Below are 15,552 nucleotides of genomic sequence, written 5' to 3' on the forward strand. Positions count from 1 at the left end.
ATGGAAAATCTGAAAACCGCACTGGTAGTAGGGGCGAGCGGCGTAATCGGTAAGAACCTGACGGCCTACCTGCAATCGCTGCCCGACTGGAAGGTAATCGGCACGTCGAGAAAGCCGATGCCAGGCAATGTCGAAACTATCGCGGTCGATTTGCTCGACGAAGGGGATGTTGCCACCCGGTTCGCTACGCTGGATCATGTGACGCACGTTTTTTATACAGCCTATCAGGACAGGCCCACCTGGGCCGAACTGGTGCCGCCTAATATGGCCATGTTCAGGAATGTGGTGGAAACCATTGAAAAGGTATCCCCGAAACTCGAACACATCAGTTTTATGCAAGGCTATAAGGTGTACGGTGCGCATCTGGGTCCATTCAGGACGCCGGCGCGGGAAGACGACCCGCCGATTATGCTCCCCGAGTTCATGACCGAGCAGCAGCGGTACATGACAGCTAAGCAGCAGGGGAAATCATGGAGCTGGTCGGCGATCCGGCCGTCGGTGGTGGGTGGTTTTGCTCCCGGTAACCCGCTCAACCTGGTGTCGTTGATTGCGGTTTATGCCTCCATTTCAAGGGAATTGAATGTGCCGTTCCGGTTTCCGGGCAAACCCGGCGCCTACCATCCGCTTATCGAACTGACGGATGCCGATTTGCTCGCCAAAGCCACCGTTTGGGCTGCTGTTACGCCGGCGGCTGCCAATCAGGCATTTAATATTAATAATGGAGATCTGTTTCGTTGGGAGGAAATGTGGCCGAAGATCGGCCGGTACTTCGGGCTCGAAACCGCATCGCCGGTGCAGCTTCCGCTCGCGGAGGTAATGCGCGACAAGGCGCCTGTGTGGGAGGCACTCCGCGAGCGTCATGGATTGCAGTATGGCTATGAAGCATTATCCGCCTGGCCATTCGGGGATTTTGTGTTTTCCTGGGACTACGATTTTCTCGCAGACGGATCGAAGGCCAGGCGACTTGGTTTTCACGAATATGCGGATACCGAACAGATGTTCTACCGCATATTCGATCAGCTGCGCGCGGAAAAGGTGATTCCTTAACCTTCCTGCTCCACAAATTCCGCCAGGCTTTTGCCGATAATGTGCGTCCAGCCCGCCGTGAAGCTTTGCAATCCGAAATCCGCGTGGTCTTTCGGGAAGGTGTGCAAGCCCTTGTGCGTGAGGCGCAAGCGGGTTTTGTCGCCTTCGGGAATGAGTTCGAAACTTACTTCGGAATCGCCGGGGTAATCGGCATACCGCCATGAGTAGGCCAGTTTTCGCTCCGGATCCACTTCCGTAACCTTGCAAAGATGGCGGTATTGCCTGTCCTCGCTGCCGGCAGTAAACTCAAACTCGAAGCCGGGCTCCGCTTTGAAATCCGGGATATCGAAATACCACTTTTTCATCTGGCCTGCATCGGTCAGGGCTCGCCACACGCGCGCAGGCGGTGCATTCAGGATTCTTTCTAAAACAAAAGGTTCAAAAGCCATCGTTGTTATGGGGTTAAAAGTTCAGAGATTTTCATCGGAAGGGTCCTCGTCCAGGAAGCGTTCGAGCGCATCCAGCTTGTCGTTCCAGAACTCCTGATAGGTATTGGCCCATTCGGAAACCTGTTTGAGGCCTTTCAGATCGGCCTGGCAGAAGGTTTCGCGGCCGCGGGTTTGTACCACCACCAGCCCGCATTCCGTCAGGATGCGGATATGCTTCGCAACGGCGGGCCTGCTCATGGTGAAATGATCGGCGACTTTGTTCAGATTGAGCGAATGCCTCGCCAACAAGCCGATGATCTCCCGCCGCGTGGGATCTGAAATAGCCTGAAAAACATCGCGCCGCGTCTGGTTCATAATGGGTAAGTCGCAAAAAATTAAAATGGAAACCGTATGGTTTCCAAATATAAATGAAACCATACGGTTTCCAAAAAAATACCCGGGTTTTTTTACAAAACCCGGGCTTTACCCCATTCCGTCCGATTTAGTAATGCTGCTGACTCCTAATTATTCCCTTCACCAGCCTTCTTATCGTCGTTGCTGATCCGTTTTTTCTGACGCTGGCTACCCGACACCTGCCCGAATTCATATTTCAGGTTGAGGCGCCAGCCGCGGCGGTACATTGCTACGTCCTGCGTTTGCACGAAATTCGGACCTACGAAGTCGTTTTTCCATCTTATTCTCTGATTGAACGGGTTGTCATAGCCAAACCCGATCGTTCCCTTCTTTTTCAGCACTTCTTTTTGCAATACAATATTATAGAATCCGAAGCCACCGTAGCTGCCCTGAAGGTTCACGCGCGGTGAGTTGTAAAATCCAAAGAGCTGCGCTTTGATACCTTTGCCGAAATCGATGGTCGAGTTCAGGTTGATGCGGTACATCCAGTCGGCATTGCGGGTTTTGAGCTCGGCGCTTTCCAGTACATTGTAAAAGAGGTTGAGCGAGCCGTTGACCGACCATTGCTTCATGATTTTGGTATTGGCGCTCAGGTTGAGGCCATAGGCGGAATTTTGGGCCACGTTCTGGAAAATCTGTTTCAGAACGCCGGCGCTGTCGACGGTACTGATGCTCTCGATCGCATTGTTGGTCTGGCGCAGGAAAAACGATGCATTAATGCTCGTCTGCTTGATCGACACGCTGTAATTCGCTTCCACTGAATGCGTCAGCTCGGGTTTCAGGTAGGGGTTACCGCCGTACTGGTTTTTGGAATCGGCCTGGTTCACGTAGGGATTGAGGTAAAAAAACTGCGGCCGCTGAATGCGCTGGGTGTAGCTCACACGCAACTGCTGGTTCTTTTTGAGGCTCCGTGACAGGCTCACGCTCGGGATGAGGTTACCGTAATTATTGGAAAATGAAGCCGTGCCATTCAGGAAGTTGGCTTGTATAAATGTATGCTCGTAACGCGCGCCGAGGTTAATGCCCCATTTGTTCTTCGGTGTGCGGTTGTAAACCAGATAGGCAGAGGTGACCTGCTGGGCATAATCGAACACATTGGCCTGCTCCGGCATATCGTGGAAATCGTCGGAGCCGTCGATAGCGCTGGATATGCGGTAATCGCTCAGGATTTTACGGAAAATCGTTTTGGTACCCGTTTCGAGGGTGCTGATGCTGTCGAGCGGGTTGGTGAAATCCAGCTGGATCGTCCCTTCCTTATTATTGCTGATGTTGTAGCTCTTTTCGCGGTAGTAAACGGCATTGCTGCGGTTTTGGAGGTCGGAATCGTAGTCGCTGTCCTCGCCTTCAAAGGAGTACATCATCAGCAGGGTGAGTTCTTTTTTAGGTTTCTTGAACAAGCGGGTATAGTCGAAATTGACTGTTGCGCCCTGCCAGTCGTAAGTCCGGCGCATATCACGCTGAAAATACTGGCGGGAAACACCCAGGCTGGTCTCGTCGAAAGTAATATCGAAGTAATTGGTGTTGATGCCATTATAATAGTTGATACCCGTGCCTACGCGGTTGAGTGAGTCGATGTCCCAGTCGGCATTGAAAGACCCGTACACGTTCCTGCCCCGGCCACGGATCCATTGCAGCTGATCCTGATTGGTGACGGTGTCGGCATTGGTAAATGTGCGGAGCTGCTGCATATACCGCTTGTTTTTCCAGTTGCTGAAACCGCCGTTCGCAGAGAGCGTCAGGCCTTTGTTGCGGTGGCTGATACTTGCATTAGGCCAGTTGTTCCATTGGCCGAAATTGGGGCTGATGGAGCCGTTGGTACCTTTCAGTGTATTCTTTTTGGTAATAATATTGATAATGCCCGCGGTTCCTTCGGCGTCGTATTTGGCAGAAGGAGAGGTGATTACCTCCACTTGCTTGATAATGTCCGCTGGGATTTGCTTTAATGCCTCGGAAACGCTGCGTGCCACAACATTGGAAGGCTTGTTGTTGATCAGCACCTTAATATTGCCGCTGCCACGAAGCTGCACATTGCCTTCAATATCCACCGCAATCGACGGGATTTTCTTTAAAACATCGGTAGCGTCACCGCCCTTAATGCTGATGTCCTTTTCCGCATTGTAAACCATCCTGTCGGAACGCTCTTCGAAGAGCGCTTTCTGCTCGCTGACAGTTACTTCTTTCAGGTTTTGTGCCGCGGAAGCCAGTTTGATGACACCCAGCTCCACATCCTCCTTGTCGGCGTGCACCGGGCCGAAAGTTTTGGTCGTGTAACCGAGCAGCGAAGCCTGGACGATGTAGACACCCGGCGCCACTTTCGCGAACGTAAACCGGCCCTTGGCATCAGCGGTAACGCCTTCGGTGATCTTGCCGTCTTTCAGTAATGCCACCGTGGCAAATTCTACCGGTTTACTGGCCGTGGAATCCATCAGCAAGCCCGAAACACGCACATGCTGGGCGGAAACGAAATGTAGGGTGAGGGCCAGAATGGCCAGGGTGAGTAGGGGTGTTTTCATACATGGCTAATTAACGACTATTCGATCTGCATCCGCCGGGTCGCCGGACGGCCGGACCGCCGTAACGAATGCAATGCAATGACGACCGAGTTCCCGAAACGTTGCACGGGAAAAAATAAAAAGGCCCGGATGGGCCTTTAAGAGTCTGTTAATCAGCTTGGATAAAAGTGGCTTGCGGTCAGGCTTTTTGCGCGTTGAACGGTGTCTGGTCGTACCGCACCTCTTCGGCCAGCCTGGAAATGTAAGGAATGCCCTCGCGCTCGTAGGCGGCGATTTGCGCGCTCGTGAGGCGGATCACAAAGTCATACAAACCTGCCCCTCCGCATACCACCGAGAGAATATAGTCTCCGGGATGCTGTTCCGAAAAAGTGTAGTTCCAGGCTTCCTTGGCAATTTCTTTCATGTAAAAAAGCGTTATGCGGGGCTAAATATACGTCAAAAATAAGGACAGCACGTCGCCCAACGTGCTGCCTTGTTTTCATGGTTATAGTGGTGTTTCCGTGTATTTTCCCTTCGGGATCTTGTTGATAACGGCTTCGGAATAGCCCGTCGGCAGGTGGCCGCCCGGGAGCCATAAGCTGTTGGCGCCCATTTCGTTGCCCGAAGGAACGCGTACGTTCAATGCTTTGGGATCGGAGATCGATATCCGTACCATTTCCTGGCCTTTCCAGCTGCCGGCTGGTATGCCCAGTTCTGTTTCAATTTTGCTGATATCTTTGGCCGTTTTGGTCAGCATGGCATCCATTTCGGCTTTGGTCATCACGAATTGCGTATTGTCGGGATAGCCCAGGGTGTCGCGGCCGTATTTATCCAATGACGATTTGGTGACGAGGTAAGTAGCACCGCCGTTGAACTGCGCCAAATGAAAATCGATATACTTCTGATCGAGGTAAACCGACGGAGCCGGGCGCTGCCCCTTAGCGATGTCGAGCACTTTTTGGGAAGACCAGCCTTCCTTCCAGGAATCTTCGAGTTTGATGCTCTCAGGGGCTTTGTCGTCGTCGTCGCTACATGAGAAGGACACGGCTGCCATGAGCATGAACAGCCACAAATGGAGGAGATTTTTCTTCATTAGAAATAGTGTTGGCTAAATGTTGTAGCCGCAAGTATACTGAAAACTTAATTAATTCTACTTTTGCGCTATCTAATTTTGAAAAAATTCTACAAAAAAGGTTGGAGTATTGCTGCGCCTGGAAAGACCGTGCAATTTTTTCCCTACCATCACAACACACTTTACAGGTTGGAAAGCGGTGATGTGCGTTGCTGTGCCATTTTCTACGCAGCCAGGTCGGCGTTCGCCGGGGAATGCTTATGGAACGGATTTTGCCACTTGCCGGTAACCGGAAGGTCGGCCGCACTTTACGTAACTGCGGTCCGGCTGGCCGTAGGCATTTACCTGTAAAATGATGATACCCGAAAACATTTTGGTTCTGCTGGTTGATGACGATGTCGACGATCAGGAGATTTTCCTGCTTACAATGCAGGACACAGGCGCGGGTGTTGAATGCGAGTTTGCATGCGACGGCATCCAGGCGCTGGAAAAGCTGGGCGGGGACAGCTATCAGCCCCACCTGATCTTTATTGACATCAATATGCCCAAAATGAATGGGATGGAGTTGCTCGTGGAGTTGAAGCAGAACCCACGGCTGGTGAAAACGCCGATCTATATGTACTCAACCTCCGACCAGAAGGAAATCGTGGCGAAGTGCATGGAACTCGGCGCTTCCGGTTTTATGAAGAAAAGCCCGGACATAGAGGAAATGCGGAGAGATTTCTTTCAGCTGATCGATAGCCGTATGGCTTCATGAGCTCTCCCGAAGCCAGGTGAACCTTCCCCGCGGATGTCGGGCTAATTGCTATGTATCCAGCGGTTTACGTTGCGCCAAATATGTCAATATAGGACATGAAAATGCGAATATTCGAAGGGAATGTTCGGTAAAATTGTTCTATTTGAACATTTTTTAGTATTTTTGATAAAAGCAAAAACCTGACTATTTGGCTTCTCCTTTTACCGATACCGATGATAGAATGCTCTGGCAACGCTTCCGGCAGGGAGACGAGGAGGCATTCACTTTACTGTATCAGCGGTATGTGAGGGTACTTTACAGTTACGGAAAAAAACTGATCACGGACGAAGCCGTAGTGGAGGACCTGGTTCAGGATTTGTTTATCGACCTCTGGCAAAGCCGCTCCCGCCTGGCCGACGCAGATTCTCCCCGTTTTTATCTTTTCCGTTCGCTGAGGCGGCGTATTCACAAGAACTGCAACGGCCGTTTCAATGAACGCTGGGATCTGATCGACGAAGAGTTTCACCCGGTTGCGCTTCCGAAAGAGAGCGAAATCATCGAGTCGGAACAGAGTCAGAAGCAAAAGGACGAGCTCGACGCATGGCTGAAAAGCCTCCCCGGGCGCCAGTACGAGGTCATGATGCTGCGGTTCTACCAGGATTTCAGCTATTCCCAGATTTCCCAGATCCTTACCATCAATGAGCAATCGGTGAGAAACCTCGTGCAACGTGCTGTTTCTAAACTCCGTCAGCTCACCATTTCGATTCTCACTTCGGGATTATTTCTATTTCTTCTAAAATAATTCACGAAAAGTGAGTTAAACCGCCCGCCCGGTTGCTCTTTCTTGTTGAGCACCATGTCAAATTTTTCATCAAATTATTATACTGATGGGTTACTATCATTACGAAGTAACTGATTTCCTGGAAGATCAATATTTCAAATCCTGGGTACTGGCCCCGTCTCAGGAGACCTGTGATTTTTGGAATAACTTTTTACTCACACATCCCGAAAAAGCCGAAGCCATTGCCGGTGCACGGTCGGTATTGCTGGGTATCCGTTCCGAAATGGAAGCGGATTTCCCGACCGACGGCCGGGTAGCCGCCATGCTCGACGAGATCCATAGCCGGAAAGGTTCGGCAAGCCGCTGGCCGATGCGGGGGCTGTGGCTGCGTTTGGGGGCGTCGCTCTCGGCCGCTGCGGTAGTGTTGCTCGTGATTGGCTGGGCGAGGCAGCCCAACCGGCACGACAGCCATGTGAGTTATGAGGAACTATTGTCGGCAGTGGAAGCGCCGCTGGTGGAGCAGACCAACACCACCACGTCGCCGATCCTGCTCATATTGCCGGATAGCAGTACGATCCTCTTGCAGCCGAAAAGCAGCGTGAGTTACCGTAAAGACTTCGTGAAGAATGCATTACGGGAAGTGTATCTGTCGGGGCAGGCATTTTTTACAGTGACCAAAAACCGCCAGCGTCCATTTGTGGTGTATTCCAATGAATTGGTTACCAAGGTTTTGGGTACCAGTTTTATGGTGAAGGCGTTCGAGGATGCGAAACAGGTGGAAGTGTGTGTGAAAACCGGTAAAGTTTCGGTTTTCCCGCGTACGGATACGGAAGTGTGCGAAGGGATCGCCAGTCCCGAGCTCGCAGGAACGATCATCACGCCGAACCAGAAAGTGCTTTTTTCGCGTGAGCAAACGCAGCTCCGTAAAGGGTTGGTCGATGAGCCGGAGATCCTGGCGTCGGCGGTGTTACCAGCGCCGCTGCTGAAATTCCAGGACATGCCGGTTTCGGAGCTGCTGAACAATATCGAAGAGACCTACGGGATCGACATCGTATATGACCACCGTTTGTTCGGAGAATGCCTGCTGACCGCCTCGTTCACGACCGAAAGCCTGTATGAAAAGATGGACCTTATTTGCAAGGGCATCGAGGCGAGTTTCGAGGTGATCGACGGAAAGATGGTCGTCACAGGCAGAGGATGTAATTGATACCCAGAGGAATTACAAATGCTTACAAACCTAACTAATCACCCTAAACCCAGACTGCTTCTATGATTTAACCAAATTCCCATCAAAAAAAGAAGGTTGATGATGTTGCACCATCACCAACCCTGAGTTCATCCCCAATTCGATTACATCCGTTACCAGCGGATGGAGGACTCGTTTTGCCCATTTTTCCATGTTACAAAACTTAGTAAAGTTATGAAAAAATCGTATCCTAACTATGCTTATTGGCAGATCCTTATGAGATTCAGTTGTATGCAACTCATCATTGCTGCACTTCTGACGACCGTGGCCCTGGCTGGTGCCACCGAAGCGCAGGAGGTTCTGAATAACCGCGTTACCATCCAGATGCAGAATCAGGACGTCCGTAAAGTGTTGTCAGCAATTGAAGACCAGGTTAAAATAAAATTCCTTTACAGTTCCAATCTGATCAAGGCGGAGCGCAAGGTGAGCGTGAATGTGAAGCAGGAGCAGCTCGGCTCGGCATTGAAAACCATCCTGGCGCCGCTGGATCTTGGTTTTGAGGTTTCAGGCAACCAAATCATCCTGAAAAGAGTGAAACTGCCTGTGGAGAAACTCAACCCGCAGAGCTACAAATCGGCGACGCTCGACCGCACCATTTCCGGTACGGTAAGCGACAAAGACGGCTCATTTCTGCCCGGCGTTTCGGTGGTCGTGAAAGGCACCGCGCGCGGTACGGGTACCGATGCCCAGGGCGTATTTAAAATTGATGCACCCGATGGCAACGTTACGCTTACATTCAGTTTCGTTGGGTTTTCTTCGAAAGACGTGGAAGTAGCCGCGGGCCAGAGTACGGTCGATGTGACGCTGACCCAGGACGAAAAGTTGTTGAACGAAGTAGTGGTAGTAGGTTATGGAACCGCCAGCCGCAAGGACCTGACCGGTGCCGTTTCGATTGTGAAGGTATCCGAACTGACCGAACAGCCGAACTCCAACCTCAGCAACCAGCTGCAAGGCCGCGCCTCGGGTGTGACCGTACTTACTTCCGGTCAGCCGGGACAAGCGCCGCAGATCCGTATCCGCGGTATCAACTCATTCGGTAACAACACGCCATTGTTTGTGGTGGACGGAGTGCCTACGCAGGACATCAACAACCTCAACCCGAACGACGTAGCCTCGATGCAGGTATTGAAAGATGCAGGTTCAGCATCCATTTACGGTTCGCGGGCGTCCAACGGTGTCGTGATCATCACCACCAAACGCGGCCAGGGCAAAGTGAAGGTGAGCTACGACATGTTCTACGGCACGCAGACTGTTCCGAAAGGCAACGTGTATGATATTCTTTCGCCGCAAGGCATGGCGGATTTGAAATTCCTGGCGCTTAAAAACTCGGGAGCGACGATCAACGATCCGCAGTACGGCAGCGGAGAAACACCCGTTTTGCCCGACTACATCGTGCCTACCGGAGCCAAAGAAGGCAGCGTGGACCTCACGAAGTATTATGTGAACCCCAACTATACCGATAAAGCGGATATGGACTCGTTCTACCGCATTGTGAAGGCCAACAAGGGAGGCACCGACTGGTTCCACGAAGTGTTCAAGAATGCGCCTATCCAGAGTCATAACCTTTCGGTGAGCGGCGGCGGCGAGCAGGGCAATTACCTCTTCTCGTTCAACCACTTCAACCAGCAGGGTAACCTGATGAACACCTACCTGAAACGCTACACGATCCGCGCCAACAGCCAGTATAATGTAACGAAGCATATCCGGGTAGGCGAGAACATCGCGCTCACACTCGTAAACAACCCGCGCACGGGCATCCTCGAAGAAGGCGGCGGCATCGGTATGGCTTACCGTATGCAGCCGATCATTCCGGTGTACGATATTCAGGGCAACTATGCCGGTTCTTTTGGTAGTGGTTTGGGTAATGCTAAAAACCCTGTCGCGATCCGCGATCGCGCACGCAACAACCGGGGTGTTACCAACAACTTGTTCGGGAACATGTTCGCCGAAGTGGATTTTCTCAAAGATTTCAACTTTCGCACCAGCTTCGGAGGAGGCCAGTTTACCTATGCAGAGAATACATTTTCTTATCCTGAATGGGAGAATTCCGAAAACGTGACGACCAACTCGTACTCGGAGCGCGTGAACTCGGGCTACAACTGGACCTGGACTAACACCGTTACTTACGAGCATTCGTTTAATAACAAACACAATGTGAAGGTGCTTTTGGGTACGGAAGCTTATAACAGCACCTACCGCGAAGTGGGCGGTTCTACCCAGAGCTATTTCTCTTTTGACCCCAATTATACCAGCCTTTCTACCGGTTCAGGAACACCTACCAACTTCTCGAACCGCTCTTCGGATGCATTGTTCTCGTACATCGGTCGTATCGATTACAATTTCAAAGACAAATATCTCCTGAGCGGTACATTGCGCCGGGATGGTTCGTCGCGTTTTACCTCGCAATATGGCTGGTTCCCGGCTGTGAGCGCAGGATGGCGACTGAAAGAGGAAGCATTTATGAGAAGCGCTACCTGGCTCACCGACCTGAAAATCCGCGGTGGATGGGGTATCATGGGTAACCAGTTCAACGTGGACCCTGCCAATGCATTTACTACCTATGGCCAGAACAGAAGCTTCGCATTCTACGATATCAAAGGAACCGGCAACAGTACCGTATTGGGCTTCCAGCGGACCCGCGTAGGTAACCCGAACGCGAAATGGGAGGGTAACATCAACTCCAACATCGGTATCGATGCGTCGTTGTTCAACGGAGCGATTGATTTCACGATCGACTACTACCAGAAAAATATCGACGACCTTTTGTTCTCACCTGAGCTTGCGGGGACCGTTGGACAAGGTACAGCACCTGCGGTGAACATTGGTAAAATGAAGAACAAAGGTATCGACATGTCGATCTACGGCGAGAAAACCGTTGCCAAAGACCTGAAACTGAATGCAACGGTTACACTCACGACTTATAACAACAAGATCGTGAAAATTACCGATGGGGTAAGCTATTTCGACCAGGAAGGTCGCCGTTTCAACGGTAGCACGATCGTCCGCAATGCAGTGAACCATTCGATCGGCCAGTTCTTCGGCTACAACATCGTAGGCTTCTGGAACAGCCAGGCGGAAATCGACGCGGCAAATGCGCAGGCAGCTGAAAAGAGCGGTAACCCGGCAGCGGTTTACCAGAACGAAGTGAAAGTGGGACGCTTCCGCTACGAGGATGTAAATGGCGATGGCATTATCACTGCCGATGACCGTACTTTCCTCGGTAACCCTAGCCCTAAATTCAGCTACGGTTTGAATATCGGTGCTACTTACAAAAACTTCGACTTTGGTATATTCCTTTACGGTGTGCAAGGCAACCAGATCTGGAACAACCTCAAATGGTGGCACGACTTCTATACCAACTTCCAGGGGGCGAAAAGCAACACGGCATTATACGATTCATGGAGACCGGACCACATGAATGCCACTGCGCCGATCCAGGAGAATACGGGTTCATTCAGTACCACCAACGTGCCTAACTCATACTATGTGGAGAACGGCTCTTACCTGCGCGCGAAAAACGCACAGATTGGCTACACTTTGCCGAAACACCTCACCCAGGCACTGAAAATCGATCGCCTGCGTGTGTATGTGCAAACCGCCAACCTGTTCACAATCACCAAATATTCCGGCCCGGACCCAGAGGTTGGACAAAGCCAGGTGGCGGGTTCTACCGCATTTGGTTTGGATGAGGGCGTTTACCCGAACACGCGCCAGTTCCTGGTTGGTTTAAACCTGACATTCTAATTCACTGTATATAAAAACAGAAAGAGATGAAGACATTTAGATTTTCAAAAATAGCGCTGGTCGCGATTTTCGGTCTGATTTCGTATTCCTGCAAAGAAAGTTTTCTGGATAAACCTGCATTGGGCTCATTGAGCGATGCCCAGCTGAGTACCAAAGCGGGGGTGCAGAGCTTGCTGGTGGGCGCGTACGCCGCATTGGATGGTAACGGGGTAGGGGCTGCCAGTGCATGGGACGCCGCTGCCGACAACTGGATTTATGGCAGTATCGCCGGTGGGGATGCCAAAAAGGGAAGCGACGGTGCCGACCAACCGGGTATCAACTCCATTATGATTTACAGTGCCGGGCCCAGCAACGGGTTTTTCAACAGCAAATGGCGGGCTGCCTACGAAGGGATCAACCGTGCCAATACCGTGCTGAAATTCATTCCGCTGGTAACGTCGGGCATTACCGATGCTGAAAAAACCGATTACGCGGCTCAGGCCCGCTTCCTGCGTGGACATTACTATTCGGAATTGAAGAAAATGTTCAACATGGTGCCCTGGGTGGACGAAAAAACGCCGGACCCCGCAGCGGTAAAGAATGATATCGACATTTGGTCGAATATCGAGGCGGATTTTAAGTTTGCGATGGACAACCTTCCTGCTACACAATCGGAGGTAGGCCGTGCGAACAAATGGGCGGCTGCCGCTTATCTGGCAAAAACTTTCCTGTACGAGAAGAAGTATACGGAAGCAAAGACGATTTTTGACCAGGTGATCACGCAAGGTGTTACCAGCAATGGTTTGAAATATGACCTGTTGCCTAAATACCAGGACAACTTCGACGCGGCGCAGAAGAACCTCGCCGAATCGGTTTTCGCGATTCAGATGGCTGCCAACGATGGTACCAACACCATCGACAATGCCAATACCGGCGGTATGCTCAACTTCCCGTACAACTCGCCGTTCCGTTGCTGCGGTTTCTATCAGCCAAGTCTGGACCTCGCGAACTCTTTCCAGACCGACGCCAACGGTTTGCCCAAAGTGGACAACTACAATGCGACGACTTTGAAAAACGATATGGGCATTAAATCCGACGCGGCATTCACGCCGGATGCTACTACGGCTCTTGACCCGCGTATCGACTGGACGGTAGGCCGCCGCGGCATTCCGTTCCTCGATTGGGGTAACCACCCGGGTCAGTCGTGGATCCGTGACCAGAGCTATGCAGGGCCATATTCACCCAAAAAGAATATTTACTGGCAGGCAACGCAGGACAAATATTCTGATCAGCATTCATGGGCACCGGGCACGGCTATCAACATCCAGGTGATCCGTTTCGCCGATGTGCTGCTCATGGCCGCCGAAGCGGAAGCGCAGCTGAATAACCTCGCGAAGGCGCAGGAATATGTGAACCGCGTGCGTGCACGCGCAGCGAAGCCTGAAAGCTGGGTGTATACCTACGCCGATCCGGCAAAACCGATGGGAGGATTCACCAAAACACCTGCCGCGAACTACAAAATTGCACAGTACCCTGCCGGCGCATTTGCTGCGAAAGGAAAAGACGGTGCATTGGCGGCCATTTATTTCGAGCGCAAACTTGAACTGGCAATGGAAGGTCACCGTTTCTTCGACCTGTCGCGCTGGGGCATTGCCGAGCAGACTTTGAATGCCTATATCGCATTTGAGGGCAAGATTACGCCGGACGTGCGAGGCGGCAAATTCCTGAAAAATGTGAACGAGTACTTCCCCATCCCGCAGCGTCAGATTGACCTTAGCACCAAAAATGGGGTGTCGTCATTGAAACAGAATCCCGGTTATCAATAACAAGCTAGAACCAGACGAGGGCGACTTCGTCGTGAGGGGCAGTTTATAACTGCCCCTTTTTGTTTATAATAGGAGGATTATTGATCGGATTTATGAAATTATCTAAATGGCTTGCGGCGTTACCTATCGGCATTTTCATCGCGGCGGTTTGCATACAGGCCTGCGGCACATCAGGCCGGTCGGAAGATGCCGGGCTGACCGGTGAAATGGCCGAGGGACGCGACGCGGCTCAAAAGCATTGCAGTACCTGCCATTTGCCGGTCGATCCGGCATTGCTCGACAAGGATACGTGGAAGAACCGGGTGCTGCCGGTAATGGCGCAATACTTCGGGATCGAGGTGTGGCAGCGGAACCAGTATTTTGCCACTGAAAATTCGGCCATGCCCATTACCGACTGGATGAAGATCGTCGCTTATTACGACTCCCTCGCTCCTGCGCAGCTGGCTGGGCCGCACTCGGCTGGGCCGCACCCGGCTGGGCCGCACCCGGCTGGGCATACGCCTTCGTCTGTACGCGCGGAATGGGCCGGTTTTACGCTCAGAAAGCCGGCTGCCGATACATCCCGCCTGGCCACCACCACCATGGTCGCGATCGACAGCGCAGGCCAGGCCATTTACACGAGCAGTTCCGAAGTGCCTGCATTGGTGCGCTGGGATCATGATTTTAGTAAAAAAACAAAAGCCCCGCTGACCTCGCCGGCCATGCACATGCTGTTTGCCCGGCAGCCGGCCTCCGGAACGCCGGCCGCCGGAACGCCGGCCGCCGGAACGCCGGCCGCCGGAACGCCGGCCGCCGGAACGCCGGCCGCCGGAACGCCGGCCGCCGGGCCTACGGTCGTGACGGCGGTGGGAGAGATGCGTGCCTATGATGTAACGCGCGGCGAGCTTTACCGCGTGGAAACTTCGGGGTTGGAGCCGGTGCCTTTTATCACCGGCTTGCGCAGACCGCTGCAAACCTCGGCGGCGGACTTTAACCAGGACGGGAAAACGGATTTCGTGGTGTCGGCATTTGGGCACAACCAGGGCGGCTTGTATGTATTCAGGCAAATGCAGGGCGGGAAGTTCGAAAAGGCGGCCGTTCGGGAAATGGCAGGCGCAACACAGTCGGTAACGGGCGATTTCAATGGCGATGGCTGGCCTGATATCATTGCGTTGTTCGCCCACGCGCAGGAGGGCATCTGGCTTTTCACCAATAACCAGAAAGGCGGGTTTACCGAAAAGGAACTGCTGCGTTTCCCGCCGGTATACGGCTCATCCAGCTTTCAGCTTGCCGATTTCAATGCCGACGGCCTGCCCGATATTCTCTACACAGCAGGCGACAACAGCGATTATTCCCGCATTCTGAAACCCTACCATGGCATTTATATTTTCCTCAATAAGGGGAATTTTCAATTCGATAAAAAATGGTTTTACCCTGCCAATGGCGCTACCAAAGCAATGGCAGCGGATTTCGACGGCGATGGCGACCTGGACATTGCATCGATTGCGTTCTTCGCCGACCTTATTCATAATCCGGGAGAGAAATTCCTGTATTTCCAAAACGAGTCGGTCAAATCAGCCTTGAAGTTCCAGGCATTTTCGCCTCCCATTGCGCAATACGGCCGCTGGATTTGTATGGATGTAAAAGATTGGGACGGCGATGGTGATCCGGACGTCGTGCTGGGCAATTACTCACGCGGTTTTTTGAACCAGGATGATGTGAAAGCGGATTGGAACGTGTATTTGCCTTTTATAGTGCTGCAAAACGACCGCAACTCCGCAGCAAAACACTAGTTTAACACAAAAAAGCACAGACCAACCGGCCTGTGC

The 15,552-nt window shown here is 52.1% G+C and carries 13 protein-coding genes and 1 pseudogene; 9 read left to right on the forward strand and 5 right to left on the reverse strand.

What is annotated here, in order from left to right; all coding sequences use genetic code 11:
• The gene (locus J2Y43_RS12150; protein WP_309982802.1) at positions 1-1,047 is read left to right on the forward strand and encodes an SDR family oxidoreductase; all 1,047 of its coding nucleotides are present in this window, start codon (positions 1-3) and stop codon (positions 1,045-1,047) included.
• Here J2Y43_RS12150 and J2Y43_RS12155 read toward each other — a convergent pair.
• The 5 genes from J2Y43_RS12155 to J2Y43_RS12175 form a co-directional block, all read right to left on the reverse strand.
• Entirely contained in the window at positions 1,044-1,475 is a 432-nt protein-coding gene (locus J2Y43_RS12155; RefSeq protein WP_309982803.1) for an SRPBCC domain-containing protein, read from the reverse strand. The genes J2Y43_RS12150 and J2Y43_RS12155 overlap by 4 nt on opposite strands.
• A gap of 21 nt (positions 1,476-1,496) precedes the next feature.
• Positions 1,497-1,829 (reverse strand): helix-turn-helix transcriptional regulator, encoded by a 333-nt coding sequence (locus J2Y43_RS12160; RefSeq protein WP_223409235.1) that lies wholly within the window; start codon positions 1,827-1,829, stop codon positions 1,497-1,499.
• Positions 1,830-1,975: 146 nt separating this feature from the next.
• On the reverse strand, positions 1,976-4,381 hold the full coding sequence (locus tag J2Y43_RS12165) for a TonB-dependent receptor domain-containing protein (RefSeq protein WP_309982806.1): 2,406 nt from the start codon (positions 4,379-4,381) through the stop codon (positions 1,976-1,978).
• A 178-nt stretch (positions 4,382-4,559) separates the two neighbouring features.
• A complete protein-coding gene (locus tag J2Y43_RS12170; protein ID WP_309982808.1) occupies positions 4,560-4,784 on the reverse strand; it encodes a hypothetical protein in 225 nt (74 codons plus the stop codon).
• Positions 4,785-4,865: 81 nt separating this feature from the next.
• Positions 4,866-5,453, reverse strand: coding sequence for a hypothetical protein (locus J2Y43_RS12175; RefSeq protein WP_309982810.1), 588 nt, complete (start codon positions 5,451-5,453; stop codon positions 4,866-4,868).
• Positions 5,454-5,531: 78 nt separating this feature from the next.
• Between J2Y43_RS12175 and J2Y43_RS12180 the strand changes: the two genes are divergently transcribed.
• From J2Y43_RS12180 to J2Y43_RS33570, 8 genes and pseudogenes are all read left to right on the forward strand, one after another.
• Positions 5,532-5,783: a hypothetical protein gene (locus tag J2Y43_RS12180; RefSeq protein WP_309982812.1), complete on the forward strand. Its 252-nt coding sequence runs from the start codon at positions 5,532-5,534 to the stop codon at positions 5,781-5,783.
• A gap of 1 nt (position 5,784) precedes the next feature.
• Complete coding sequence (locus J2Y43_RS12185; RefSeq protein WP_309982814.1) at positions 5,785-6,189, forward strand: response regulator; 405 nt, start codon at positions 5,785-5,787, stop codon at positions 6,187-6,189.
• Between the two features lie 187 nt (positions 6,190-6,376).
• Complete coding sequence (locus tag J2Y43_RS12190; RefSeq protein ID WP_309982817.1) at positions 6,377-6,970, forward strand: sigma-70 family RNA polymerase sigma factor; 594 nt, start codon at positions 6,377-6,379, stop codon at positions 6,968-6,970.
• An 85-nt stretch (positions 6,971-7,055) separates the two neighbouring features.
• On the forward strand, positions 7,056-8,156 hold the full coding sequence (locus tag J2Y43_RS12195) for a FecR domain-containing protein (RefSeq protein ID WP_309982819.1): 1,101 nt from the start codon (positions 7,056-7,058) through the stop codon (positions 8,154-8,156).
• Between the two features lie 213 nt (positions 8,157-8,369).
• Positions 8,370-11,939 carry a TonB-dependent receptor gene (locus tag J2Y43_RS12200; RefSeq protein ID WP_309982821.1) on the forward strand — a complete coding sequence of 1,190 codons (3,570 nt, stop codon included), beginning with the start codon at positions 8,370-8,372 and terminating at the stop codon, positions 11,937-11,939.
• Between the two features lie 26 nt (positions 11,940-11,965).
• Entirely contained in the window at positions 11,966-13,744 is a 1,779-nt protein-coding gene (locus J2Y43_RS12205) for a RagB/SusD family nutrient uptake outer membrane protein (protein WP_309982823.1), read from the forward strand.
• A gap of 772 nt (positions 13,745-14,516) precedes the next feature.
• Positions 14,517-14,612, forward strand: a pseudogene (locus J2Y43_RS33565) (hypothetical protein); the annotation flags it as partial.
• Positions 14,599-15,516, forward strand: coding sequence for an FG-GAP repeat domain-containing protein (locus tag J2Y43_RS33570; protein ID WP_409014431.1), 918 nt, complete (start codon positions 14,599-14,601; stop codon positions 15,514-15,516). The pseudogene J2Y43_RS33565 and the gene J2Y43_RS33570, both read left to right, overlap by 14 nt.
• Positions 15,517-15,552 lie beyond the last annotated feature (36 nt).

Origin of the sequence: Dyadobacter sp. BE31 (genome assembly GCF_031457695.1) — a bacterium.
GTDB lineage: Bacteria > Bacteroidota > Bacteroidia > Cytophagales > Spirosomataceae > Dyadobacter.